The 24,933-nt window shown below is 41.8% G+C and carries 24 protein-coding genes, 7 tRNA genes and 1 riboswitch; of the genes, 28 read left to right on the top strand and 3 right to left on the bottom strand.

The features are described from left to right. Positions 1-99: 99 nt before the first annotated feature. On the bottom strand, positions 100-288 hold the full coding sequence (locus LJD61_RS15340; RefSeq protein WP_255228513.1) for a ribbon-helix-helix domain-containing protein: 189 nt from the start codon (positions 286-288) through the stop codon (positions 100-102). Between the two features lie 436 nt (positions 289-724). Between LJD61_RS15340 and LJD61_RS15335 the strand changes: the two genes are divergently transcribed. From LJD61_RS15335 to dpaL, 5 genes are all read left to right on the top strand, one after another. After that, a complete protein-coding gene (locus tag LJD61_RS15335; RefSeq protein WP_255228424.1) occupies positions 725-1,333 on the top strand; it encodes a nitroreductase family protein in 609 nt (202 codons plus the stop codon). Between the two features lie 18 nt (positions 1,334-1,351). Next, the gene (locus LJD61_RS15330) at positions 1,352-1,669 is read left to right on the top strand and encodes a MazG-like family protein (protein WP_255228423.1); all 318 of its coding nucleotides are present in this window, start codon (positions 1,352-1,354) and stop codon (positions 1,667-1,669) included. Positions 1,670-1,730: 61 nt separating this feature from the next. Next, positions 1,731-1,824, top strand: a riboswitch (THF riboswitch). A gap of 62 nt (positions 1,825-1,886) precedes the next feature. Then, complete coding sequence (locus LJD61_RS15325; RefSeq protein ID WP_255228422.1) at positions 1,887-2,408, top strand: folate family ECF transporter S component; 522 nt, start codon at positions 1,887-1,889, stop codon at positions 2,406-2,408. An 81-nt stretch (positions 2,409-2,489) separates the two neighbouring features. Continuing rightward, positions 2,490-3,065 carry a flavodoxin family protein gene (locus LJD61_RS15320; protein WP_255228421.1) on the top strand — a complete coding sequence of 192 codons (576 nt, stop codon included), beginning with the start codon at positions 2,490-2,492 and terminating at the stop codon, positions 3,063-3,065. A 76-nt stretch (positions 3,066-3,141) separates the two neighbouring features. Continuing rightward, positions 3,142-4,383: a diaminopropionate ammonia-lyase gene (dpaL, locus tag LJD61_RS15315; protein ID WP_255228420.1), complete on the top strand. Its 1,242-nt coding sequence runs from the start codon at positions 3,142-3,144 to the stop codon at positions 4,381-4,383. Positions 4,384-4,469: 86 nt separating this feature from the next. Here the strand turns inward: dpaL and LJD61_RS15310 are convergent, their stop codons facing one another. Then, positions 4,470-5,573, bottom strand: a complete 1,104-nt coding sequence (locus LJD61_RS15310; protein WP_255228419.1) for an aminopeptidase — start codon at positions 5,571-5,573, stop codon at positions 4,470-4,472. Between the two features lie 114 nt (positions 5,574-5,687). Between LJD61_RS15310 and cwlD the strand changes: the two genes are divergently transcribed. From cwlD to LJD61_RS15265, 9 genes are all read left to right on the top strand, one after another. Continuing rightward, on the top strand, positions 5,688-6,410 hold the full coding sequence (gene cwlD, locus LJD61_RS15305; protein ID WP_255228418.1) for an N-acetylmuramoyl-L-alanine amidase CwlD: 723 nt from the start codon (positions 5,688-5,690) through the stop codon (positions 6,408-6,410). Positions 6,411-6,944: 534 nt separating this feature from the next. After that, positions 6,945-8,351 carry a Trk system potassium transporter TrkA gene (trkA, locus tag LJD61_RS15300; protein WP_255228417.1) on the top strand — a complete coding sequence of 469 codons (1,407 nt, stop codon included), beginning with the start codon at positions 6,945-6,947 and terminating at the stop codon, positions 8,349-8,351. Continuing rightward, complete coding sequence (locus LJD61_RS15295) at positions 8,302-9,753, top strand: TrkH family potassium uptake protein (RefSeq protein WP_255228416.1); 1,452 nt, start codon at positions 8,302-8,304, stop codon at positions 9,751-9,753. Before trkA ends, LJD61_RS15295 begins: the two co-directional genes overlap by 50 nt. Before the next feature lie 212 nt (positions 9,754-9,965). Continuing rightward, positions 9,966-10,118, top strand: coding sequence for a hypothetical protein (locus LJD61_RS15290; RefSeq protein ID WP_255228415.1), 153 nt, complete (start codon positions 9,966-9,968; stop codon positions 10,116-10,118). Between the two features lie 88 nt (positions 10,119-10,206). After that, positions 10,207-11,580: a group II intron reverse transcriptase/maturase gene (ltrA, locus tag LJD61_RS15285; protein WP_255228414.1), complete on the top strand. Its 1,374-nt coding sequence runs from the start codon at positions 10,207-10,209 to the stop codon at positions 11,578-11,580. Between the two features lie 215 nt (positions 11,581-11,795). Then, a complete protein-coding gene (locus LJD61_RS15280) occupies positions 11,796-13,388 on the top strand; it encodes a spore germination protein (RefSeq protein ID WP_255228413.1) in 1,593 nt (530 codons plus the stop codon). Between the two features lie 30 nt (positions 13,389-13,418). Further along, positions 13,419-14,522: a GerAB/ArcD/ProY family transporter gene (locus tag LJD61_RS15275; protein ID WP_255228412.1), complete on the top strand. Its 1,104-nt coding sequence runs from the start codon at positions 13,419-13,421 to the stop codon at positions 14,520-14,522. Then, positions 14,506-15,771: a Ger(x)C family spore germination protein gene (locus tag LJD61_RS15270; RefSeq protein ID WP_255228411.1), complete on the top strand. Its 1,266-nt coding sequence runs from the start codon at positions 14,506-14,508 to the stop codon at positions 15,769-15,771. The genes LJD61_RS15275 and LJD61_RS15270 overlap by 17 nt, the downstream gene beginning before the upstream one ends. Beyond that, entirely contained in the window at positions 15,768-15,932 is a 165-nt protein-coding gene (locus LJD61_RS15265; protein ID WP_255228410.1) for a hypothetical protein, read from the top strand. Before LJD61_RS15270 ends, LJD61_RS15265 begins: the two co-directional genes overlap by 4 nt. Before the next feature lie 3 nt (positions 15,933-15,935). Here LJD61_RS15265 and LJD61_RS15260 read toward each other — a convergent pair whose 3' ends face one another. After that, positions 15,936-17,051 carry a DUF362 domain-containing protein gene (locus tag LJD61_RS15260; RefSeq protein ID WP_255228409.1) on the bottom strand — a complete coding sequence of 372 codons (1,116 nt, stop codon included), beginning with the start codon at positions 17,049-17,051 and terminating at the stop codon, positions 15,936-15,938. Between the two features lie 460 nt (positions 17,052-17,511). On the opposite strand from LJD61_RS15260, the gene LJD61_RS15255 reads away from it, so the two are divergent. The 14 genes from LJD61_RS15255 to LJD61_RS15190 all read left to right on the top strand — a co-directional run bounded on the left by LJD61_RS15255 (position 17,512) and on the right by LJD61_RS15190 (position 24,504). After that, positions 17,512-18,687, top strand: a complete 1,176-nt coding sequence (locus LJD61_RS15255) for a M20 metallopeptidase family protein (RefSeq protein WP_255228512.1) — start codon at positions 17,512-17,514, stop codon at positions 18,685-18,687. 78 nt (positions 18,688-18,765) lie between these two features. After that, positions 18,766-19,713: a metal ABC transporter substrate-binding protein gene (locus tag LJD61_RS15250; protein WP_255228408.1), complete on the top strand. Its 948-nt coding sequence runs from the start codon at positions 18,766-18,768 to the stop codon at positions 19,711-19,713. 16 nt (positions 19,714-19,729) lie between these two features. Further along, the gene (locus LJD61_RS15245; protein WP_255228407.1) at positions 19,730-20,305 is read left to right on the top strand and encodes a class I SAM-dependent methyltransferase; all 576 of its coding nucleotides are present in this window, start codon (positions 19,730-19,732) and stop codon (positions 20,303-20,305) included. A gap of 95 nt (positions 20,306-20,400) precedes the next feature. Then, entirely contained in the window at positions 20,401-20,889 is a 489-nt protein-coding gene (locus LJD61_RS15240) for a metallophosphoesterase family protein (RefSeq protein WP_303740788.1), read from the top strand. Positions 20,890-20,959: 70 nt separating this feature from the next. Beyond that, the gene (locus LJD61_RS15235) at positions 20,960-22,006 is read left to right on the top strand and encodes a GerMN domain-containing protein (protein WP_255228406.1); all 1,047 of its coding nucleotides are present in this window, start codon (positions 20,960-20,962) and stop codon (positions 22,004-22,006) included. A 79-nt stretch (positions 22,007-22,085) separates the two neighbouring features. After that, on the top strand, positions 22,086-22,856 hold the full coding sequence (gene rph / locus LJD61_RS15230; protein WP_255228405.1) for a ribonuclease PH: 771 nt from the start codon (positions 22,086-22,088) through the stop codon (positions 22,854-22,856). Continuing rightward, positions 22,831-23,430, top strand: a complete 600-nt coding sequence (locus LJD61_RS15225) for an XTP/dITP diphosphatase (RefSeq protein WP_255228404.1) — start codon at positions 22,831-22,833, stop codon at positions 23,428-23,430. The genes rph and LJD61_RS15225 overlap by 26 nt, the downstream gene beginning before the upstream one ends. A gap of 217 nt (positions 23,431-23,647) precedes the next feature. Next, a tRNA-Gly gene (locus LJD61_RS15220) sits at positions 23,648-23,721 on the top strand. A 4-nt stretch (positions 23,722-23,725) separates the two neighbouring features. Further along, positions 23,726-23,802 (top strand) — tRNA-Arg (locus LJD61_RS15215). A gap of 11 nt (positions 23,803-23,813) precedes the next feature. Next, positions 23,814-23,890, top strand: a tRNA-His gene (locus LJD61_RS15210). Between the two features lie 11 nt (positions 23,891-23,901). Then, positions 23,902-23,977: transfer RNA gene (locus LJD61_RS15205), tRNA-Gln, on the top strand. A 62-nt stretch (positions 23,978-24,039) separates the two neighbouring features. Beyond that, positions 24,040-24,123 (top strand) — tRNA-Leu (locus tag LJD61_RS15200). A 184-nt stretch (positions 24,124-24,307) separates the two neighbouring features. Beyond that, positions 24,308-24,382: transfer RNA gene (locus LJD61_RS15195), tRNA-Gly, on the top strand. 45 nt (positions 24,383-24,427) lie between these two features. Beyond that, positions 24,428-24,504 (top strand) — tRNA-Arg (locus LJD61_RS15190). Positions 24,505-24,933 lie beyond the last annotated feature (429 nt).

Raw genomic sequence — 24,933 nt, 5'->3', positions numbered from 1 at the left:
AATCACAACCCATGCTATAATATTTAGGCTGGAGCCGTCTTTTAGATAGCTGCCGGCTGGGAAGTGGCGTGTTTCTTTCCTGGAGAGCGCCACTTCCGTCTATTTTTTGTTGAGGCCGTCATGAAACTTATGGATACCTCTCCTTACAATCTCGGCTTTTGATACATTTATTTCTTTGGCACATTCGTTAAGTTTTTTTGCTGTATCATTATCAAGTCTTACTTTAAGAGATATATCCTTGGGGTTATCAGTTGGACGCCCTATTTTTTTATTCCCCAAACCAATCACCTCACTTAGTGGGGTCACTAATACTATAACTTACAGACGCCGCTAAGTCAATGGTAATTTGAAAATTCTAATTTTTAAACAGATAACGACTACTCATAAAAGCGTATTCAGTATTTATGAGGACTTTTCCATAAGATACGCATAAGATGCAAAACAAAGGAAAAGGGACCCGCAGCATATATGGAAATATATGCTTTCGGAGGGTAGTGTTGATATGATATAATTATAAGAGAATTATAATTATTCAGGCAGGGTTTGCATAAGCAGCGCAAAGCTGCTGGATAATATATTCTGGCCCAGGTAGGGTTATAAACTCCATTCGAGTTAAGAATAATTTTAACACAATGATGAATAAGCTTAAATAAAAGCTGATTTCATAAATTTTACACGAGTACAGATACTACTTTTGATTATTTAAATAAGGAGATGAATTTACATGGCAAAAGATTTTTATACTGCCGTGAAAGAAAGAAGAACCATATATGGGATAAGCAAAGAATCGCCAATTTCTGATGAGAGGCTTCAAGAGGTAATAAGGGAAGCCGTCTTACACAGTCCTTCGGCTTTTAACTCCCAAAGTGAAAGGGTTATTTTATTGCTGGGAGATAGCCATAACAAGCTGTGGGATATAACCATGGAAGCCCTGAGAAAGATTGTACCTGAAAATAAGTTCGCATCTACGGAAGCAAAAATAAATTCATTCCGAGCCGGCCACGGTTCAGTATTGTATTTCATTGATTCCAGTATAGTTCAATCACTGCAGCAGCAATTCCCAAGCTATAAGGATAACTTTCCTATTTGGTCCCAGCAATCCTGCGGCATGCTTCAGTATGTGATATGGACTTCATTGGAACTTGAAGGCTTAGGAGCATCATTGCAGCATTATAATGAGCTTATTGAGGGTGAGGTAAAGAAGCAATGGAATATTCCGAATAACTGGAAGCTCATCGCTCAGATGCCTTTTGGCAAGCCCACAGCACCTGCCGGTGATAAGGAGTTCATGCCGCTGGAAGATCGTGTTAAAGTGTTTAATAGACAAATTTAATATTAGCGGGGTAATCAGATGAGGTCAACAGAATATAGAAATGTTAGCTTGCCGAGGCTCAACAATCTAAAGCCGAGCATAGAATCCACAGCTTTAAAGCTTATGGAGGAAGCGGGAGAGCTGGCGCAGCTAATAGGCAAATACAGAGGATTAAACGGTGAAGAATGTAGAATGGAAGAATCGGTTGTCATTGACAGGATTGCCGAAGAATTATTGGATGTGGCACAAGTAGCTGTTTCAATGATGTATGTTCTGGAGGAGAACTACAATATCGACCTGGATGAAAAGCTTAAACAGCATATAGAGAAGCTTATGGGAAAGGGGTATATAAAATAACGGAGCATAATATATTTTGTTTACATCACTCATATTATTATATATAATGATATGAATAGCTGACAGAGTAGGTACTGTGCGTTAAGTGTTAGACGGATGGGAAGTTGCCGCTAAACGAAAGGTATGACCTGCGGTACAGTATCGCGTCCGCTGTCACATAGAGAAGAACAAACCCTTCTTTAGTGTGACCTGTCGAGCTAAAGAAGGAGGTAATATTATGAATAAGGCAGAAAGAAGACTGAGCACATCGTCCATGGCAGTCGGAGGATTGCTCGCCGGCATGAGCATTATTCTCACCAGATTCTTTGCTGTTTATCTGGTAGGGGGCTCTGTCAGGCTAAGCTTCGGGGATATCCCCATTTTATTAGCAGGTACGCTTTTAGGTCCTGTCATAGGGGGGCTCACCGGAGCAATTGCAGATCTTGCAGGTATGCTCATATTTGGCGGAGGAGGTTTCCTTTACTTCCCGGGGTTTACCTTAAGTGCAATGCTCACGGGAGTGATTCCAGGCTTAATATTTTACAGGACCAAATCCAATTATAGCCTTTGGAAGATTGTATTGACCATTATGATCACATCTTTATTGGTATCTTTGGGATTAGGTACCTTATGGCTTACAATACTTTTGAAGAAAGGATTTTTGGTGCTGCTGCCTGCCAGAATAATAGCAAGAGCGATTATGGCGCCAATAGAAGTCGCCGTGCTATATCTCATACTATCGAGAATAAGGTTCAGATAATAAAGCAATAGAGGGACAAAAGGATGCCGGGGATGGTTCTTTTTGTCCCTTTGCATACCAAACAGCAGAAGGAGGATTCCTATGAAAAATATCCTTGCTATATATGGCAGTCATCGAAGAGGGCAAAATAGCGATACTCTATTGGACACCTTGCTTAAGGGCATGGAAGCGGAGGCCACATCCGTAAAAAAGCTATATGTTGCAGCGCTGAAGATCAAGCCTTGCCTGGCTTGCGACCACTGCTACAAGGATGCAAAATGCATAATCAAGGATGATATGCAATCCATATATGAAGATTTTGAAAGAGCAGATATAGTGATAACTGCCACTCCTATATACTTTAATACTGTATCATCCGGTCTGAAAACATTAATAGACCGATGTCAATCTATTTGGTCCGGCAAATATATACTGGGCAAAAGCCCTATAAGCCGGAAGAAAAGGCTGGGACATGTAATATGTACTGCAGGCTCGACAATGGCAGATGAAGATTTTGACTGTACTATTAAGGTCCTCGATATGTTTTATAAATGCATTAATGCAGAGCTGACAGGAAAAACCCTGGTGGCTGATACAGACAAGCTCCATGTAAAGGATAATAAGGACTTGCTGGATGCTATGCTGGATAAGGGCAGAGATATATTGGAGGGGTTCTGATGCATTATGCGGCAATATTCAGAGTTCAGAAGCAGTTGCCCATTATATAAATATTTCAGAAGGCAGGGGGTTTGGTATGAGCAACTATTCAGACTTGAAATGGATTGAAAACACAGAAGCGAGAAACAAGCAAGGGAAAAAGGCGAAGGTAGATTTCATATCCAGAGATGTTGTATCCGGTGTAAGAGCTTTTCACAAGAGCTTTCCTCAATATGCAGCAACACCTTTGCATGATTTATCAAATTTGTCGAAAGAATTAAACGCGGCAAATATTTGGATTAAGGATGAATCTTATAGATTTGGCCTCAATGCCTTTAAGGTACTAGGAGGATCCTACGCAATAGGCAGATATATATGTGACAGAACCAATATGGGTTTGGAGAATTTGACATATAGCAATTTAGTATCGGAAGATACAAAAACAAAGCTGGGAGATACCGTTTTTATCACCGCAACCGATGGAAATCACGGTAGGGGAGTTGCCTGGGCAGCGAGAGAGATGGGACATAGATCGGTGGTATTCATGCCTAAGGGCTCTGCGGAGATGAGGCTCGAAAACATCAGAAAGGAAGGCGCAGAAGCTTCTATAACTGAGTACAATTATGACGATGCTGTGAGATTGGCAAACGAATATGCCCTCAAAAATAACGGAGTGATGATCCAGGATACGGCCTGGGATGGCTATGAAAAAATTCCCCGGTGGATCATGCAAGGCTATGCAACAATAGCAGATGAGGTTGAGGAGCAGCTTAGGGCATTAGGCTATGGAGAACCTACTCATGTATTCCTCCAGGCCGGAGTAGGCTCTTTTGCCGCATCAATGCTTGGATATTTTGCGGGCAAATATGGAGACGACAGATTCATATCTGCCGTTTTGGAGCCTGATAAGGCGGATTGCTTATATAGATCTATGGTTATAAATGATGGAAAGCCCCATGCTGTAACAGGCCATATGGATACCATCATGGCAGGCCTGGCATGCGGTGAGCCCAATACAATAGGCTGGGAGATATTGAGAGATTATGCGGATATGTTCATATCCTGTCCGGATTATGTTGCTGCAAGAGGGATGAGGATATTGGCAAATCCCATAAAAAGCGATCCCAGGATAATATCCGGGGAGTCCGGTGCTGTGGGAGCAGGCTTGATAAGCCTGATAATGCAAAAACCTGAATACAAGGAGCTCAAAGACAAGCTGAAGCTGGACAAAGCTTCAAGGATTCTGATTATCAGCACCGAGGGTGATACGGATATAGAAGGCTACAGAAAAGTAGTGTGGGACGGATATTATCCGCAGAAATTAGAATTAAAAGGCTAAGAGCAAATCTACTCGCTCTTAGCCTTTTTACAATATTCTTGTCCTGACATATCATCAACATTCCCAATTAAGGTTACTTGTCGATACTATATGAGAAGCTTCCCATCCTTATAGATCAATTCACCGTCAGCATAAATCTCTCCGCCGTCCTTCATATCGCATATCATATCCCAGTGGAGACTGGACGCATTCTTGCTCCCGCATTCCGGCATTCCTGCTCCCACTGCTATATGTATGGTACCGCCGATCTTCTCATCAAACAATATATTCTTGGTAAACTTTTTAATATCATAGTTGGTGCCTATGGCAAATTCGCCCACAAATTTAGCACCCTCGTCTATATCCAGCATCTGGAGCAAGTAATCGTCACCTTTTGCTGCCTTTGCATCCACTACTTTTCCATCCTTAAAGGTCAAAGTTATATCTTGTACTTCCCTTCCGCCATATATGGCAGGATATGTATACCTGATATAACCATTTACCGAATCCTCTACCGGCGAAGTAAATATTTCACCATCGGGGAAGTTTACCCTGCCATCGCAGTTTTCCCAGGTCCTGCCCTTTGTGCTGAGCTTCAAATGGGTATCCTTTGCGATTATTTCAAAATCCGATTTCGTATTCAATATTTTGACAAGCCTTTCCTGCTCCTCATGGATCTTGGCCCAATGAGCTGCAGGGTCGTCGGAATCCATATGACCGGCTTCATAAACAAAATCTTCGTATTCGGATAATGACATTTCGGCATCCATGGCGCTCCCATTGGTCGGATACTGAGTGCCGCACCATCTCAAGGCGCCGCTTCCCATCCTATCCATATAGATTTTGTTGTATTCAGTCATAGCCTGGGATCTCAGCTTCATCCTGGCCGGATCTACGTTGGATAGCGATTTTGTATTATCCTCGCCCCATATGGTCAGATAGGCATCCACATTTTTAATAAGATCAACGGCATAAGGCGCTATATAGGATAACTGCTCATCATTCCCATATTTAAGGAGTATTTCCCTGTCGTCTTCCAGGCTGTTAAAAATCATAGGATGCGCACCGACGAGAAGAGCTTCCTTATAGACTTCTCTTACCAGGGGAGCGCATATAATTTTTGACTGAATCATTACGGTTTCTCCTTTTTTCAGTCTCAGGCTGTAATGCACCAATAATTTTGCTAATCTGCTGATTCTAATATCTCCCAAACTAACCCCTCCTCAGAATATATATAATAAATATTATAGCATAATGAATTTTATATGAATATGACATACTTATTATTTATACCTTATTATATAAGTGTTTTTGGAGGTGGTATATTGAGGCTTATTATAGTAGATAGGAGGCTTCTGATAAAATTGGGAGCCGGAATTTTAGGACTGGTGCTGCTTTTCCTTTCTTCTACCTTTATTTGCACCAATGCAATGAATGCCTATAGGATTCCTATGAAAAATAGAGTGATAATGATCGATCCCGGGCACGGAGGCATAGATCCGGGAGCGGTAGGCAGAACAGGAGCAGTGGAAGATGATATAAACCTCCAAATAGCCTTGAAGCTCAGAAAGCTTATTGAACAGTCAGGCGGAATCGGTTTGATGATCAGGGAGGATGACAGCGGTCTATATGGCGACGGCAAAACTAGGATAAGGGATAAAAGAAATGATGACCTGAGAGAGCGGCATAAAATGATAAATGAATCCGGAGCCGATATATTCATCAGCATACATTTGAATTCCTTTCCCCAATCCCAATATTACGGAGCACAATGCTTTTATATGGCGGGTAATGAAGAGGACAAGAAATTAGCCGAGCTCATCCAGAACGAGATGATAGATGTCATTCAAAATGGAAATACGAGACAGGCTAAAAGCATAAATACACTGTATATATTGAAAAATAACAAGATGCCAGGGGTTTTGGTAGAATGCGGTTTTCTTTCAAATCCCCGGGAAGAGAAGCAGCTTCAGGAGGATAAGTTCCAGGAGAAGGTTGCCTGGGGAATTTTTATGGGTATCATGAAATATTTCGAAGGCAAAAGATGATATTAAGCTATCATAAAATATAGCGAAGCATGCAAAGCTAAGATAATATTTGTTTTCTTAGTTTTGTTTTTTGCTATTGTATAATGACACATAGAAAAGCGGATTTATAGCCTGATAAAGCTGTTGTAAATAAATAACTTGATGAGGATAGGAGAGATTTATCTATGCTATGCGTCAAGTTGTAAGAGAAAGCTAAAGAATACGATATAGATGAAACATTTAAACACTAATAAGACGTATTCACGAAAATTCATGGGAAATCAGGGAAATTAGCGATAAAACCCGCTTCCTATTAAAGTTGCTGTTATTGAATTATTAATGTAGAATTATTTATGCATCAATTTATATTCTTTTTTAAAATGCATAGGGAAGTATAAATTTTCTTAATTTGCACTTTCCCTTTAATTATTTGCACAAAGTTTTCTTTGGTTATCAAAATTTGTTAACGGAAGACTTTGTTCTAAATAAATGCTATAATTATTAATATTATCGATTTCCCAAAATTATATTATCGGGTACTTTGGAGGGAACCTAATGCGTATTATAATAATCGGAGCAGGAAAGGTAGGCTACAATCTTGCTTTGAATCTTTCTAAGGAGGACCATGATGTTACTATAGTAGATAACGATCAAGAGGCCTTGCAGAAAGCAGAAGAAAACTTGGACGTGTTGTGCATCAAGGGAAATGGTGTGAGCACCAATATACTGATGGAAGCCGGTATCAAAGAGATGGATCTTTTGATTGCGGTAACGAACAGTGATGAGGTAAACATGGTTTGCTGCCTGACCGGCAAAAAGCTGGGTGCAGTCAGCACTATAGCGAGGATAAGAGATCCTGAATATGCCCGTGAATTGACCATGCTCAAGGAAGAAGTAGGGATAGACATGGTGATAAATCCCGAGCATGCTGCTGCAGAAGAGATAGCCAGAAGCCTCACCTTCCCTTCGGCGGCAAATGTGGAAAGCTTTGCAAAAGGCAGAGTGAAGATGATCGAAGTGAAGATCACAGAGGATATGCCTATTGCAGGCGTAAAGCTAAAGGATTTGTCAAACAAAAATTTGCATCCTATTTTGATAGGGGCAGTCGTCAGAAATGGCGAGGTCATTGTGCCAAATGGAGATTTTGAGATACAGGTGGATGACAATATATATATTCTGGGTAATCCTTCAGGTATTATGAACTTTTTCAAAGGCTGGAGCCAAAGCCATACTAAGATAAGGAATGTTATGATAGTTGGTGCCGGCAGGATAGCATATTACTTGACAAAAATGCTTTATGAAATGGGCATTAAGGTTAAGATCATTGAGATAAACAGGGAGAAATGCGACGAATTTGCGGATTTGCTTCCCAACACACTTGTTATAAACGGCGACGGAACTGATGAGGAGGTACTCCTGTCTGAAAACATCGGAGAAATGGATGTATTCATATCCTTGACGGGAATGGATGAGGAGAACCTGATTTCGGCTTTGATTGCCAAGCAGAATGGAGCAAAGTGGGTTATTTCAAAAATAAGCAGGATAAACTATATGGGCGTGGTGACCAAGCTGGGTATAGACAGCGTCATATGCCCCAAAATCACAACCACCAATCAGATCTTAAAATATGTGAGAGGCAACTCCATAGAAACTCTATACAGGATAGTTGAAGGACAAGCCGAAATATTGGAATTTATACCAAAACAGGGCAGCAAGATGTTGAATATACCTCTTAAAAAGCTGAAGCTTCCCAAGGACGTGATTGTTGCTACTATAGTGAGGAAGAACCAAATCGTCATACCCCACGGGGATGATGTAATATGTAAAGATGACAGGGTAATAATCATAATAAAAAATAGAAAAATAGAAGATCTGGATGAGCTTGTCGGGGGCTTCATAGGAGGGATTCAAAGTGAACTTCAAAATGGTATTAAAAAGCTTGGGGATATTATTAATATGTGAAGCTATCGCTATAACACCCTCTCTTGCAGTTTCGGGCATATATAATGACGGGGCAATGAAATCTTTTGCCTATACGCTTCTGATGCTCATAGCAGCCGGGCTTGCACTGATAAATCTAAAGCCTCAAAGCAAAAGCATATATGCAAGGGATGGCTTTGCCATCGTAGGTTTTGGCTGGGTATTGGTGTCGTTTTTCGGTTCTTTGCCTTTTTATTTGAGCGGCTCCATACCATCGCTGGTAGATAGTTTTTTTGAAGCGGTTTCAGGCTTCACTACTACCGGTGCAAGCATTCTCACGGAGGTGGAAAGCCTTCCAAAAAGTATTTTGTTCTGGAGAAGCTTTACTCATTGGGTAGGGGGGATGGGAGTTCTGGTACTCACATTAGCCATACTTCCATCGGTAGGTGCCGGAACGCTCCAGATAATGAAGGCCGAAAGCCCCGGACCAAATCCGGGAAAGCTGGTTCCCAGAGTTGGCAAGACCGCTAAAATATTATATGGGATATATTTTGTTATAACTGTGGTCCAAATAATATTTTTAATAATAGCCGGAATGCCGGTGTTTGATGCTTGCATTCACACCTTTGGCACTGTCGGCACCGGTGGCTTTTCCAGCAAAAATATCAGCGTAGGTGCTTACAACAACGTATTTGCAGAAGTCATAATAACCGTATTCATGCTGATGTGCGGAGCTAACTTTTCTCTGTATTATCAGGTCATAAAGGGAAACTTTAAGGCCTTGTTCAAGGATGGGGAATTCAGGTTCTATATAGGGGTAGTTTCTCTATCAATAATACTCATAACTATAGACCTGTATGGAAATATTTTTTCATCTGTAGGGGAATCCCTGAGACATTCTTCCTTCCAGGTAGCATCAATAATAACCACTACAGGCTACAGCTCCACAGATTTTGATAAATGGCCCATATTCTCCAAGCTGATCTTATTCTTTTTGATGTTCATAGGAGGATGTGCCGGCTCCACTGGGGGAGGAATAAAGAACATAAGGATACTATTGCTCATTAAAGCCATGAAAACCGAGCTCATGCAGATAATCCATCCAAGGGCAGTATACCCTGTGAGGATTGGCGGTAGAGCTGTTGACGAAAGGACGCTATCGGAAATAAAAAGCTTCTTTTTTGCTTATATTTTTATTTTTGTGGCGGCTTCCCTTATAGTATCTCTTGATGATTTTGATATCGTTACTACCTTGTCCTCTGTAGCGGCGACATTGGGCAATATAGGTCCGGGATTTGCTGTTGTAGGACCTATGGGCAACTTCTCAGCTATGTCGGTGCTGAGCAAAATGACCCTTTCTTTTGCAATGCTGATAGGAAGGCTGGAAATCTATCCTATACTGCTCCTAGCTATGCCAGGCTTCTGGAAAAAGGTCAGCATATAAGTTTTATATTAAAGTCTCTGAATCTTTGCGATTCAGAGACTTATTTTTTGTGCGCCCAGCATGGGCGCAATCTAACGGGTGAAAGTCCCGAGTGCGGGTTAATAGTGCCAAGCACATAGCCAAGAGCAAGGGTGCCCATTGTGAAGTGGAATCTGAAGGAAGCTTAAGGCAAAATTCTGGTCTGACGAACAGAAACTACATCAGGCATATATATGCTGGGTAAGATTGCAAAACAAATTAAAGCCCAAAACTATTCGGAAGCATATGGTGTAAATGTAGCAGATATATGGAAGGAAAGATTGCGCTCTTACCTGGGGAGGTCTCACGGACGTATGGAAACAGAGTATGGAATACGGTTGAAATAAGATTTATCGTGAGAAGTCAGCAGATGCCATAGTACTACATGCAGCTAACGGTATGTAGGAAGGGCTGAACTTTAGGAGATGATAGTAAATGAATGTTACTGATAAAGAAATAAAGTGTTGCCAACCTCAAATTGAGGGCTTACTGCAAAGGGATAGCTCGGAAAGCGAAGTGTATGCAGGAGTGCACGATTCTTTAAGGATAACTGAAAACAACATCACCAATGCAAGCGAGTCGAGAGAAGGATTGCTTGAGGAAATATTAGATAGGAACAATTTAAATAATGCATTTAAAAAGGTGAAAGCGAACAAAGGCAGTGCAGGTGTTGATGGGATGGACTTCGAGAAATACGAAGAAAATCTCAAAGATAACCTGTACAAACTGTGGAACCGAATGAGTTCTGGAAGCTACTTTCCTAAGGCAGTCAAGGCAGTAGAAATTCCAAAGAAGAATGGTGGAACTAGAAGATTGGGGATTCCCACCATTGATGACACAATCGCACAGATGACCGCAAAACTATTGGTTGAGCCTATTCTGGAGCCACTCTTCCATGAAGGCTCCTATGGGTACAGACCCAATAAGTCTGCAATAGATGCTATAGGAATGGCAAGGCAGAGATGTTGGAAATACGACTATGTCATAGATTTGGATATTAAAGGACTGTTCGATAACATTGATCACCAATTGCTGATGAAGGCAGTGCGAAAACATGTGAAGGAACAGTGGATTCTGCTGTACATTGGGAGATGGCTGAAAGCGCCATTTCAAACGGAAAAAGGAGAGATAATTCTTAGAACTGCTGGCACACCACAAGGTGGAGTTATTAGTCCAATACTAGCGAATCTGTTCATGCACTATGCTTTTGACCTGTGGATGGCAAGGAACTACAGTCACATTCCGTTTGAAAGATATGCGGATGATGCGGTGGTGCACTGCAGGACAGAACAAGAGGCAAAGCAACTTTTTGCAGACATTGATTCAAGGTTAAAAGATTGCAAATTAGAATTACATCCTATGAAAACAAAAATTGTATATTGCCAAGATAAAGATAGACAGAAGGAATATCCCAATACTGAATTTGATTTTCTTGGATACACCTTTCGGAAAGTGCTGATAAAAGACCGTCTTGGCAGACTGCAAATGAATTTTATTGCATCAGTAAGCAAGAAGGCTGAACAGACACTAAAGGACAAAGTGAAAACCTTGGAGATACACAAGAGAACAGGCAGCAAGATTGACATGATAGCCGAGGTACTGAATCCCATCCTGCGAGGATGGATGAATTATTTTGGCAAGTTCAATCGTTCGGCAATGAAACGCACGCTAGACTGCGTGCAAAGACGCCTGATAAAGTGGGCTATGTGCAAGTACAAGAATTTCCGCGGACACCGTCGAAGAGCCGAAGAATGGCTATGCCAAGTTAGAAAAAGAGAACCCAACATGTTTGCACATTGGGCTCTCTAGGGATACTGTATGAGCGAATGATAAGAGCCGTATGAACTGAGAGGCTCACGTACGGTTCCGTGAGAGCATTGAGGTGAAACTCCTCTTTGCTACTCGACTGGAAGGTCGGGAATTAAAATAATTAATTCCCTCCTATCCGATTAGTATAAATTTTCCGTATTTATGGAGACTATTACTAGATTTATTGAGGTAAGCTTTGGGATGGTGAGCTTTATATGCAGAAGAAGCCTTGGAATATATTTATATATAAGGATAAGCCTAAAAAAGATAAATTCGAGCTGCTGGAAACCAGGGAAGATGACAGAGGTGCAGATAAGAGTGAGCACAATGGTGATGATGAAGATTCGTTCATCTATTCGATGCTTGAGAAAAATCTTGAAAGGCTTAAGAAGGATTTTAAAATACCAATGAACAGCGATATAACGGTGAGAAAGCTCAAAATATGCGGGAGCATAGACGCCTTCCTTATTTTCGTGGATGGCTTGGTCAATAGAAAGCTCCTGAATGAAGTGATCCTGAAGAACCTTATGACAGGGACCAGAGGTTTGGACCCTGAGGAAGCTGATTTGATTGATATGTTGATCAATAAAGTTGTTAATGTCAATGATGTTGCTAAAGAAAATCGGTTTGAAAAGATTGAAAATGATATACTAAGCGGCTTTTGCGCTCTCTTTCTAGAAGGCTTTGATTCTTGTGTCTTATTGCAAGTGGAAGGTTATGAAAAGCGAGGCATAGAAAAACCGGAAAATGAAATAGTGGTGAGAGGATCTCATGAAAGCTTCGTTGAGGATTTGCCCACAAACCTTTCTATTGTGAGAAGGTTATTTAAAAATAGAAATCTTATAGTAGAAACTATGATTGTGGGAGCGGAAAGCAATCTAAAATGCGCAGTCATATATCAGGATGGAGTTGTGAATCCTGAGCTTCCGAAAGAAGTAAAAAAGAGAATCGATAAAGTAAAGTCACAAGCTATATTGAGCAGCGGGATGCTGGAGCAGTATATCGAGGATAATAGATGGATGCTCTTTCCGCAGATAATCAGCACAGAAAGACCTGACAGGGCCATATCCTTCCTTTTGGAAGGAAAGGTCCTTGTAATACTGGATGGTTCGCCTTTTGCTTGTGCAATGCCTATAACCTTCTTTACTCTTTATCATACTTCCGCAGATAATAATCTTCGCTGGTATTATGGAAGCTTTGTCAGCATTATAAGGATGGCAGGGATCTTGATAGCTGTATTTTTGTCAAGCTTTTATATTGCGCTGGTATTGTTCAGCCAGGAGATGATATCCTCTGAGCTTTTGGCATCGATAGCCTCTGCCAGGGAGGGAGTGCCTTTTCCTACGATTGTGGAGCTGATTGTGATGGAATTGGCCTTTGAGCTTGTCAGAGAAGCTGCACTAAGGGTACCGGGAGTTATCAGCCAGACCCTGGGTATTGTAGGAGCTTTGATATTGGGGCAGGCTGCCGTACAGGCAGGCTTGGTGAGTCCCATTCTCATAATAATCGTTGCAGCAACAGGGATAGGCAGCTTTACTATACCGGACTACCCTCTGTCTATGGCTATAAGGATAAGCAGGTTTTTCTTCATTGCTTTAGCATATATGGCAGGCTTTTATGGTATTTCCATAGGAATGTTTATGTTTTTTGCGCTGATGTGCAGCATGAAGTCCTTCGGAGTCCCATTTTTAGCGCCTGTGACTCCAAAGCTCAGAAACAGCCCCGATGTAATTCTTGCAAAACCTATAAAATATATGAAATACAGACCTGATGAACTAAATGCTCTAAAAAAGAAAAAGAAGAATTAATAAGATCTGGCTGGATTTGAGGTGATCATGATGGAGGAAGGCAAAATAGGAAATATTGAGATGCTTTGCATCATTGTTAATGCAATGGCATGTAAAGCGTTTTTTACCAGCATTGCAGCGGTCGTGCAAAAGGTGGGCACTGCAGGCTGGTATATGACGCTGATATCCATGTCAGTTAGCTTGATAGTTTTCGGGCTGATGCTTCAATTGGTCAAAGCCTATCCGGGGAAGAACATTATGGAGATATTTGATGAAGCATTGGGCAAAAGGGTGGGGTCAGTGCTTAACCTTATATTTTGTTTAATTTTGCTTTTATCTATAAGTATCACACTGAGAGAATTTACTGACGCTACCAAGGTATATCTTCTTCATGAGACTCCCCCTGGCTTTATAGTAGGATCATTTATCATAGCCATAGTCCTTGTCAGTTTTCTGGGCCTCGAGAGCTTAGGGAGAGTGGCAAAGCTTTTTTCCTATCCTCTGATTTCGACCTTTATCATTGTAATATTATTGTCATCCAAGAGCTTTCAAGCACATAGATTATATCCCTTATTAGGCTACGGAGCAGGCACAACGTTGAAAAACGGGCTTATAAGAAGCTCGGACTATGGTGAGATAATACTTTTGGGCATTTTTGCAAAAGCATTAAATAGTACCACGGACTTCAAAAGTGTAGGCCGCAGGGGTATTGTAATATCCGGTGCAATTATTTCAACCGTATTGTTTTCCACCATACTGTCCTTTCCTTACTTTATAGCAGGTGAGCTTATGGACCCTTTATATATAATGGCCTCTCTGATTGACTATGGAAGGTTCTTTCAGAGGATAGAAGTAGTCTTTATATTTACCTGGAACTTGAGTACATTGATAGGTTTGACTGCTGTATTCTATGGTGCTGTGTCCTGCTATACCCATGTTTTTGATATGAATGATAAAAAACCTATTATTGTTTCTTTTGCATTTATAGTTTATATCCTCGCGCTTATTGTGCCTACTGTGTCCATAATGCTGGATTATGTAGTGCCTAATCTCAGACAGCTTGGCTGGATAGGCTTTTATACACCTATCTTGATTGCATGGCCTATATGGTTCTTTTTTAAAAGGAGTAAGCAAGCGTATGCTAAAAAAAATTAGTCTTATATCTATTTTATTTTTCATAGCGATTTTCTCATCCTCCTGTTTTGATGCCCATGAGGTTGATGATTATGCTTATGTCACTACCATAGGTATAGATAAAGGTGTAGCGGATAAATGGCGCTTCAGCTTTCAAATCAGCGATATGAGATCCAGCAGCAAGCCGCAGGGATTGAGTGAACAGGGGAAAACAGACTATGTTACTTTAACGATAGATGCACCGGCTTTTTTTAAGGCTACAAATGTGCTGGATACATCATTGGCAAGAATGCTGAACTTCAGACATACCAAATATCTTATAATATCCAGGGAGGTTGCGGAACGGGGTGAGTTCGGAGATGTTATGGGTCCAATAATACGCTTCAGAGAAATACGAAGAAATGTGAATGTAATAGTATCGGAGGGCACTGCGGAAAGCTTTATCGATAATCTCAAGCCCGCCGTGGGTTTGTCCATGCCTAAGATGCAGGAAGGCTTCATGGAAATCTCTAAGCAAACCGGGTTCTCTCCCCAAATTAAGCTCAACGATTTTTACAGCTCTTTAAAGTCCACCTATAGACAGCCTATTGCAATCATGGCTGGAGTCAATGATTTCAGCCATTTGCCCAAAAATGACGGAGGGGGAGACGCTGAACAGGTTTTCATAGGAGAAAGGTATGCGGGTGAGCTGCCGCGAAAGGGAGGGAACCATATCGAGCTTTTTGGGACAGCTTTATTTGATGGAGACAAGATGGTCCACAAGCTGGATGGTTATGAGACAAGGGTTATGCTGATGCTGCGGGGAGAATTTGAAAGAGGAGTTTTTTCCCATCATGACCCTCTAAGGCCTGACCTGGATGTGGCCGTTGATCTGAGCCAGCACAACGAGCCCAAGGTCAAGGTAGCGTTTGATGAAGGCAAACCTGTTATTTATGTAAATATAAGATTGGATGGGACTATACTCGCCATTCAAAGCAGAATCAACTATGAGAAAACGGATATGATCGGATATCTCGAAGGCTTGATTGAGACCACTATAAAGCAGGAAGCAGATGCCCTCATAGAGAAGGCTAAAGAATTAAATGTAGATTTTCTTAACTTCGGCAATTATGTGGTGAAACGCTTTTCGACCATACAAGAATGGGAAAAATACAATTGGCTTGAGAAATTTAAAGATATTAAGGCAGTTGTAACGGTGGATGCAAAGATAAGAAGGACAGGAACAATGATAAAGAGCTCACCGGTTCTGCAAAAAGGAGGCGGAGAATGATTAAGAAGTATTCCTTGCTATTATTCCTGCTGCCTTCAATATATGTGGGCAGCTATGCTTATATCTGCTTGAAAAAGGGTGAAAAAAAAGCAGCAGCAGGTGCCTTTATAGCTACTGCTGCGCCTTTAATATTAGCTGTAATAATGTTTTTGAGTGAATAGCCCTTAAAGCTCAATCAGCTCATATTCCCTTGTGCCCATGCCCAATTCTTCACCGTAGGAAAGCTGCATCTCTCCCTTTGTATCAGGATGCATGGCCTTAAACTTATCTTCGCCGCTTTCCATGCCGCAGCCGCAGTCGCCGATTTCGCTATGAGCATTGCCGCGCTGTTTGTTGACCAGATCATAGCTGGCCTGGTCGATTGCCACTGGATCAAAGGAAGCTAAAATGCCTATATCCGGCACTATGGGAGCATCGCTCCAGGGTACGCAGTCGCATAGAGGCGTTACATTCATAATAAAATTCATGAAAGCTATTTTATTCTTTTTTGCTGCCCATGCGCCATAGGCATATTCGGTCATTCGCTCAATAAATGCGTCCATGGCAGTCCCCCACTGAGGCCTTATCACATTATAGATGCACATGGATACACATTCTCCGCAGCCTATGCATTTCTCATCCTGTATGTATGCTGCTCCGTCAGCCATCACTATAGCATCGGCAGGGCAGTTCTTAATGCACATCCTGCATGCTTTGCAGTCCTTGCCTACTTTGGGTTTGGCTGTTGAATGCTGCTGCTGCTTGCCTGCTGCCGGTGCACAGCCCATGGCCATGTTCTTTATCGCGCCTCCGAAGCCTGCCGTCTCATGGCCCTTGAAATGGGACAGCACCATCATTGAGTCGGCATAATAAACGGCAGATGAAATCTTTACAGTATCAAAATGCTTTTTGCTGATCTGTACATCTACGGAATCCTTGCTGTAAATTCCGTCTGATATGACCAGAGGCGCATTTACTACAGCATAAGCAAAACCGTTTTCTACCGCAGTAACAAGATGATCAATCCCGTTGGCCCTGCTGCCCTTGTACAAGGTATTGGAATCTGTGAGAAAAGGCTTGCCTCCGCTTTGCTTTATTTTGTCAACTACTTGCCTGGCATATATGGGATTGATGAAAGCGTTGTTTCCTCTTTCTCCAAAATGGATTTTGATGGCTGTCAGCTTTTCGGGAGCAACTATTTCACTGAATCCTGCTTTATCAAAAAGCTTAGCCACCTTTTTTGATATGCTTTCAGAAGGCTTTCCGGCTCTCATATTAAAAAAATAAACCTTTGATTTCAAATATATCCCTCCGTATGTGTGTTTTATAAAAAATGCGAAGCATTTTTCGGTTACGTGTTGCGTAGCCTGGGGTCACTTCCATGTGGCCTTGTTACGGGTTTCGAGTATTATAGCAGGGCTTCGGGGTATTTACTCAGTGTTAATCCGTGTAAGATTCCGTGAAAATCCGTGCTCCCTGCCTCCCCGTGTTTTCCATAACCTATACAACATTATACTATTTGTTAGACCAATATTAAATATACAGGCTGCCTAATATTGAAGGCAGACCTGCCAATTGGTATAATTATTTTAATCTGTTGTGCTAACTGATAACAAGTATAAAGCTTCGAGACTAAGACTTTGTAAGCTTGCATAGGGCTGCATCAAAACTAACAAACTCTAAGCATCTTCGCGAAATACTCTTTTATCAGCCAGCACAACGAGTTAATTTATTAAAAAAATGAAATGAGGAACATATATGATGGATTTTTATAAAGAGGCGCTCGGACACAAAGAGTTATTGGTGAATATGAGGAGGGACCTTCATAGAGAACCGGAGCTGGGCTTTGAGGAATATAAAACCTCTGAAAAGATCAAAAAATTCCTTGACAGCATAGGGGTAGAATATCAAAGCATTGCTAAGACAGGAGTAAAAGCCGTCATAAGGGGAAAGGGAGATAAAATTGTAGCATTGAGGGCAGATATGGACGCCTTGCCTATCCAGGACAAGAAAGAATGCCCATACAGCTCACAAATAGGAGGCAGAATGCATGCCTGCGGGCATGATGCCCATGTGACGGTGCTTTTGGGGGCCGCTATGATCTTAAAGATCATGGAGAAGGAGCTCAAAGGCAATGTGGTGCTGATGTTTGAGCCTGCAGAGGAGACTGTTGGAGGGGCCAGATACATGATAGAAGAAGGGGTGCTGGAGAATCCTCATGTTGATGCGGTGATAGGGCTCCATGTGGATGAAAGCCTGAAAAGCGGCACTATAGGTTTGAAACCGGGTGTAGTTCATGCTGCCTCCAATCCCTTTGCGGTAAAAATAAAGGGGAAGGGCGCCCATGGAGCCCATCCGGATATGGGAATAGACCCGGTCACCATAAGTTGCAATGTTATAAATGCGCTGCAGACATTGATAAGCCGTGAAACTTCTCCTACTGAACCGGCGGCGCTGACAGTCGGGTCTATACATGGAGGCACTGCAGAGAATATCATACCCGATGAAGTGGAGATCAAAGGGACTATGAGAACCTTGAGCAAGGAGCACAGAGAACGGCTGAAGGTCAGGTTCAAAGAGGTTGTGGAAGGGGTTTCATCCTCTATGAGGGGAATTGCTGAGATCAGCATGATAGATGGCTATCCATGCCTTTATAATGACGACTCCATGCTTGAATTCGTCCGCGAAACGGCTTCAGGGCTGATAGGAGGCAGCAATATTGCCGACATTGTCAACCCAAGCCTCGGCGTAGAAAGCTTCGCTTACTTCTCTATGTCAAGGCCTTCTGTTTTCTACTTTCTCGGCTGCGGAAACAAAGATAAGGGAATAATCCATCCTGCTCACAACAGCCTGTTTGATATCGATGAGGATTGTTTGCCTGTAGGTGCCGCACTGCAAGCTGCATTGGCATACGGTTTTTTAAATAATAATAAGTAATCTCACGCTATATATTTACAGGAAAGAGGAAATACTATACAATGTAAATGCAAATAATTTGCAAATAGGAGGTATAGTATGAGAAAAACCATTTTATTCGTATCCTTGATTTTAGCATTGACGTTCTCAGCAGCAGCTTGCAGAGATGCTTCCAACGCCGCAGAAAACAGCGGCACAGAGAAGTTAAAGATATTTACAAGCTTTTATCCTATGCATTTCATAGCCAAAGAAATAGCTCAGGACAAGGCGGAGATCATGAACATGATACCTGCCGGAGTGGAACCTCACGACTGGGAACCAACCCTGAAGATCATGGCCCAGCTCCAGGAAAGCGATATCTTTATATATAACGGAGCGGGCATGGAGCGTTGGGCTGACCGAGTGATCAAAAATCTGGATTTGAAAAAGACAAAGGTTGTTGAAGCAAGCAAAGGCATAGAACTGATAAGAGGGGAAGATGAAGAGGATGGTGAAGCCCATGGACATGATGAAAATGATAATGATCCTCATGTATGGGTAAGCCCCGTAAATCTGAAGAAGGAAGCGGCCAATGTATTGGATGCCCTGATAGAGAAAGACGGCAAAAACGAAGCCTTTTATAAAGAAAACTATGATAAGCTTTCAAAAAAGCTTGATAAGCTGGATAGCGATATCAGAGAAGCCGCCAAAGGCTTTAAGGAAAATACTATTGTGACTTCCCACGAGGCCTTCGGATACTTTGCCAAAGAATATGGCTTGAGTCAAGTCCCCATAAGGGGAATTTCACCTCAGCAGGAGCCGAGTCCGGCAAAGCTGGCCGAAATAGTTAAGCTCTGCAGGGATAAAGATATCAAATATGTTTTTGTTGAGAAGTTTGTCAGCCCCAAATATTCTGAGACCATAGCCAGAGAGATCAAAGGCGAGGTGCTGACTTTAAATGCGGCCCACGGCTTGACGGAGGAAGAAGAAAAGTCGGGCATGGATTATGTATCCATCATGTATGATAATCTGAAGAATCTTGAAAAAGCTTTAGGCGGAAATAAGTAAAGGAAAGATGATATAAATGAATGTAAAGGAATTTTTTGACGGCATGGCTTTGAAATGGGACAAAATATGCACTCATGACGGCAGTAAATTGAGAAGGATCATGGAACTGTCGGCTGTGAAAAAAGGAGCAAAAATTCTTGATGTAGGCACGGGGACAGGCGCATTGATAGGCTGTCTCCTGGAGCTTGCCCCATCAAAGATAACTGCGCTGGATATTTCGGATAAAATGATAGAAGAGGCCAAAAATAAATATGATGATGACAGGGTAGAGTTTATTGTTTCGGATATAATGGATTATAAGGGAGACGGCTTTGACTATATATTTCTTTTTTCCGTTTATCCTCATTTTTTTGATAAGGACTCCCTGTTCAAGCACTTGTACGGCTTGATGAATGCAGGGGGAAAAATAATCATAGCCCATTCGAAATGCAAGGAAAAAATAAATGAAATCCATCAAAGAAATGCTCAAATAAAAAATGATATTCTGCCTTCAGGGGAAATAACTGCCGGCATAATGTCCCGGTATTTTAAAGCGGAGCTTGTCATTGACAATGAAGAGCTGTACTTCATATCCGGTATAAAAGAAGCCTGATGAATAATGAGGAATTAGCCGGATATTGATACAGCCAATATGCTATTGGAGTCAGTCATAGGATAAAAATTAGTAATAAAAATACAGGGGGTCTTATGATAAAAATAGGTGTGATTTCTGATACCCATATACCAAGAAGGGCAAAAGCACTGCCTGCTTTCGTGTTTGAAGCCTTTCGCGGCGTGGACCTCATCTTGCATGCAGGCGATTTGCTGTCCGAGGATGTTGTCACAGACTTGGAAACCATAGCTCCCGTATATGCAGTAGCAGGAAATAACGACAGCTTCGGTATATACGAGAAATATGGCGATAGGAGAATAGTAGAAGTGGGAAATAAAAAAATAGGACTTACTCACGGCTATGGCCATAACAAAACCTGTTTGAATGCTTATGCGGAATTTTTAAAGGATGATGTGGACTGCATAGTATTTGGGCATAGCCATGTGCCTTATAATGAAATTATGGAGCGCGTATTGCTCTTCAACCCGGGATCCCCTACAGACAGGAGATTTCAGCCAAAGTTTTCACTGGGCATTCTTTATGTCGATACTTCTATAAAAGGCGAAATACTATATTTTGATTAGGCTCAAATAAATGAATATACCATGTAGCCCCCTAATATATATAATATAGAACTTTTAGGGGGTGAAAAGATTGAGAAGAAAACTTTATATTATATTGGTTGTTTTATTATGCATCGCTTTGACAGGCTGCAGCAATCCATTGGCCTCTCTGAGGGAATTTTTCAACAAGAAAACAGCAATAGATATAAAGCCGCCAGAAGACGAGATTAAAGAAACAGACGATTTGAGCGAGGTATCGTCGGAACAGCCGGAAAATACAAGAGCCACCGTTTTATATTATAAAGATGCTGAAAATCTTTTAGTACCTGTCATGAGATACATACCAAAGGGCGATATGGGATTGGCGAAGGCTGCAATAAAGGGCATCATATACAGCCAGGAGCTGGCTGAGGATATAAAGCCTATAGGCCTGTCTCCGACGCTGCCCCAGGGCACCAAAATCAATGGTGCAGTAATAAAAGACGATGGCTTGGCCATATTGGATATGTCCAAGGAATTTTTAGGCTTCGGCAGTGCGGAAGGAGAAGAAATAGGGGTAAAGGCTCTGGTATATACCTTGACTGAGTTCTCCAATATTAAATCGGTGCAGATAAGGATTGACGGGAAGCAAATCGATGAAATGCCCTTCGGGACAAAAATCGGAGAAGACCTAAAGCGTTCGGAAATCAATTTGATAAAGCCAGAAAAATTAGGTGATAAATTATCCAAGGTTATGGTATACTATCAAAAGAAGGGCACCGGGCGTTATTCATATTTTGCACCTTTGACAAAGCTGGTTTCAGGATATACGAATAGCGCTGAAGCCGCATTGAATGTGCTCCTCGAAGGGCCGGACCCAAAAACCGGACTCAAGAATCCCTTCCCCGAAGGGACTAAGCTTCTTGGAGTAGAAGTAAATGATGAGGTTGCTTATGTAAACTTTTCTGAGGAAATACTCAATGTATCGGCCTTAGCAGAAGAAAGAGCAATAGTAAAAGCTGTAACACTCACACTAAGGGAATTCCCGGCTATAAAAAAAGTCAGGCTGTTTGTGAACGGTCAAACCGTAGAAAATACAGAAAGCATCGGTTCAAATGAATATCTGGACGTACCTGTGTTTGTGAACTTTTATGAATAGCAATCGATATCCACTTGGGTTAACTCAAGTGGGTTTTATTTGAAGCAATAATCAAAAGATGTTTGAAAGGATGAAGGAAATGGGGAGAATAGATGGTAGAGCACTGAATCAGCTCAGACCTGTTAAGATCACACGAAATTACCTGAAGCATGCTGAAGGCTCTGTACTTATTGAGATGGGAGATACAAAGGTGATATGCACCGCCAGTGTGGAAGAAAAGGTGCCGCCTTTCATGAAGGGCCAGGGCAGAGGTTGGGTGACCGGAGAATACGGCATGCTTCCCCGTTCTACCGAAGTCAGAAAGCCAAGAGATTCAACCAGGGGCAAGATAGACGGAAGGACTATGGAAATACAAAGACTTATAGGCAGAGCTTTGAGATCTGTAGTAAATCTGGAGGCATTAGGGGAGATTACCATTTTTATAGACTGCGATGTTATACAAGCAGACGGAGGCACCAGGACGGCTTCTATAACAGGGGCTTTTGTGGCGTTGGTAGATGCTTTGAATAAGCTTAAAGCTCAGGGGAAAATATCAAGGATACCCTTGGATAGCTTTGTAGCCGCAGTCAGTGTAGGAATAAAGGAAAGCAATATCCTGCTGGATCTAAACTATGCGGAAGATTCTACATGTCAGGTGGATATGAACATAATAATGACGGAGAAAGGTCATCTGGTTGAGATACAGGGCACAGGTGAGGAAAAGCCCTTTACAAAAGAAGAAATGGATCAAATGCTAAGACTGGGGGAACAAGGCATAAAAGAATTGATAAGGATACAGAAGGAAAGCCTTGGAGAACTGTCTGGCATAATAGGAGATGAAGGTAATGGAAGTAATAGCAGCAACAAATAATCAGCACAAACTGGAAGAAATAAGGGCTATATTGAAGGATGTGGGCTATGAGGTGCTTTCCTTGGATCAGGTAGGTATAAATATAGACATAGAGGAAAATGGGAGCACCTTTAAGGAAAATGCTTTGATAAAGGCCAGAGCCATATGGAAGCTAACGGGCAGACCGAGCATTGCAGATGACTCCGGCCTTGAGGTATTTGCCCTAAAGGGTGAACCGGGAGTTTACTCTGCGAGATACGCAGGTGTGGAAGGCGGCAAAAAAGACGCGGCCAATAACAAGAAGCTTCTGGAGAATATGAGAAGCATCCCCCAAAATGAGAGACAAGCCCGATTTGTGAGCTCTATAGCTCTTGTTTTGTCAGATGAAGAGGAAATAGTGACAGAAGGCTATATAAATGGAAGTATAGGCTTCGAGGGAAAAGGAGAAAATGGATTCGGATACGATCCGCTTTTCATAATCTCAGGATTGGACAAAACTATGGCTGAATTGACTTCAACGGAAAAGAACAAAATAAGCCATAGAGCAAATGCATTGGAAGGATTAAAGAACATTTTGATTCAAAAGAAGGCATAAATATCGCATAAATTGAACAACAACGCAGAAACTAAAAGATAGAGTAAAGAAAATCACATGATAGGGTGAATTTAAATATTGACTGTGGAAGGAATTTCTTTTATACTTAGATAAGTTTCCGCTATAACCAACCCTTTGGAAACAGTTAAAAATTGTTGTTGACAGAGCCTAAATCAGATGCTATAATCTATAAATGTCGGTAACAATTAAATAACATGCGGGTGTAGTTCAATGGTAGAACGTCAGCCTTCCAAGCTGATCGCGAGGGTCCGATTCCCTTCACCCGCTCCAAATTGCGCCTGTAGCTCAGTTGGATAGAGCAACGGACTTCTAATCCGTGTGCCAGGGGTTCGACTCCCTTCAGGCGCACCATTTATATTATGGTGGGTATAGCTCAGTTGGTTAGAGCGCCAGATTGTGGCTCTGGAGGCCGTCGGTTCAACTCCGACTATCCACCCCAAAATGACATCCTGGGGTGTAGCCAAGGGGTAAGGCACCAGACTTTGACTCTGGCATTCCGTTGGTTCGAATCCAGCCACCCCAGCCAAATTTATGACTGTTGGCTGTATAAATATAGCGACCAGGAAATGATCACAGAAAACTGAACATGCGGGATTGGCGGAATTGGCAGACGCGCTAGACTTAGGATCTAGTGTCAACGACGTGGGGGTTCAAGTCCCTTATCCCGCACCAACTAAAAACAAAGAATGAGTAAAAGAAATTTTTTGTATAAGCGGATAAGTAGATAGGACTTGAACGGGAGGAACAAGAAAATGCGGCCCTTGGAAGCATTTTTCCGACCCGGCGTGATAGCGAGCCAAAGCGAGCGGAGCAAGTCCCTTATCCCGCACCAAATACTTAGCTTTTAATGGAGTATGCGGGTGTAACTCAGTGGTAGAGTGTCACCTTGCCAAGGTGAAAGTCGCGAGTTCGAATCTCGTCACCCGCTCCATTTATTTTTGTTTTTGTAAAAAGGCTTCTAGTGAAGCATAAAAATGCGCCCATAGCTCAGTTGGATAGAGTCGCTGACTTCGAATCAGTTGGCCGGGGGTTCGAGTCCCTCTGGGCGCACCATAACCCTTGAAAATGCTGTGTTTGTATAAATTATTTTTTATGGCGAAAAATAATTTAGCCAATTTTTAACCCTTGTGAAATATTAATACATAAAATTAACCCTATCGATTCAAGATAGGGTTTTTGTTTAACGATATTTAATTGAATATGCCATTCCTCTGGTCTTCAAAACCAGCGTGGAGAATGTCTTTACTTTGACGATATTTAATTGAATATGCTATTTAAGCATTCCACTTCTTTTGCCTTTATATCTTCTAACACATGAGTATATATTTCAAAACCATTCAAATTACCGAAATATAAGCGGGAAATATCACTGTTTTGAGTATTCTCAGTCACAGACAAATCGTTAGGAGGATGTCTCCGACACGGGCATCCACAATTCCATATGGGTAGCATCTGGTGAACTGTCATAATACATTTCGGGAG

This window comes from Lutispora saccharofermentans (assembly GCF_024363565.1).
Taxonomy (GTDB): domain Bacteria; phylum Bacillota; class Clostridia; order Lutisporales; family Lutisporaceae; genus Lutispora; species Lutispora saccharofermentans.
This window is presented reverse-complemented; position numbering and strand designations above follow the sequence as displayed.

Excerpts from the sequence above, each read along its gene's own strand:
- LJD61_RS15240 (WP_303740788.1), top strand. The coding sequence starts at position 20,401 with ATGATAAAAATAGGTGTGATTTCTGATACCCATATACCAAGAAGGGCA.
- LJD61_RS15245 (WP_255228407.1), top strand. The coding sequence starts at position 19,730 with ATGAATGTAAAGGAATTTTTTGACGGCATGGCTTTGAAATGGGACAAA.
- LJD61_RS15335 (WP_255228424.1), top strand. The coding sequence starts at position 725 with ATGGCAAAAGATTTTTATACTGCCGTGAAAGAAAGAAGAACCATATAT.
- dpaL (WP_255228420.1), top strand. The coding sequence starts at position 3,142 with ATGAGCAACTATTCAGACTTGAAATGGATTGAAAACACAGAAGCGAGA.
- LJD61_RS15325 (WP_255228422.1), top strand. The coding sequence starts at position 1,887 with ATGAATAAGGCAGAAAGAAGACTGAGCACATCGTCCATGGCAGTCGGA.
- LJD61_RS15225 (WP_255228404.1), top strand. The coding sequence starts at position 22,831 with ATGGAAGTAATAGCAGCAACAAATAATCAGCACAAACTGGAAGAAATA.
- LJD61_RS15290 (WP_255228415.1), top strand. The coding sequence starts at position 9,966 with ATGCTGGGTAAGATTGCAAAACAAATTAAAGCCCAAAACTATTCGGAA.
- LJD61_RS15255 (WP_255228512.1), top strand. The coding sequence starts at position 17,512 with ATGGATTTTTATAAAGAGGCGCTCGGACACAAAGAGTTATTGGTGAAT.
- ltrA (WP_255228414.1), top strand. The coding sequence starts at position 10,207 with ATGAATGTTACTGATAAAGAAATAAAGTGTTGCCAACCTCAAATTGAG.
- rph (WP_255228405.1), top strand. The coding sequence starts at position 22,086 with ATGGGGAGAATAGATGGTAGAGCACTGAATCAGCTCAGACCTGTTAAG.
- LJD61_RS15280 (WP_255228413.1), top strand. The coding sequence starts at position 11,796 with ATGCAGAAGAAGCCTTGGAATATATTTATATATAAGGATAAGCCTAAA.
- LJD61_RS15265 (WP_255228410.1), top strand. The coding sequence starts at position 15,768 with ATGATTAAGAAGTATTCCTTGCTATTATTCCTGCTGCCTTCAATATAT.
- LJD61_RS15320 (WP_255228421.1), top strand. The coding sequence starts at position 2,490 with ATGAAAAATATCCTTGCTATATATGGCAGTCATCGAAGAGGGCAAAAT.
- LJD61_RS15330 (WP_255228423.1), top strand. The coding sequence starts at position 1,352 with ATGAGGTCAACAGAATATAGAAATGTTAGCTTGCCGAGGCTCAACAAT.
- LJD61_RS15270 (WP_255228411.1), top strand. The coding sequence starts at position 14,506 with ATGCTAAAAAAAATTAGTCTTATATCTATTTTATTTTTCATAGCGATT.
- trkA (WP_255228417.1), top strand. The coding sequence starts at position 6,945 with ATGCGTATTATAATAATCGGAGCAGGAAAGGTAGGCTACAATCTTGCT.
- LJD61_RS15250 (WP_255228408.1), top strand. The coding sequence starts at position 18,766 with ATGAGAAAAACCATTTTATTCGTATCCTTGATTTTAGCATTGACGTTC.
- LJD61_RS15275 (WP_255228412.1), top strand. The coding sequence starts at position 13,419 with ATGGAGGAAGGCAAAATAGGAAATATTGAGATGCTTTGCATCATTGTT.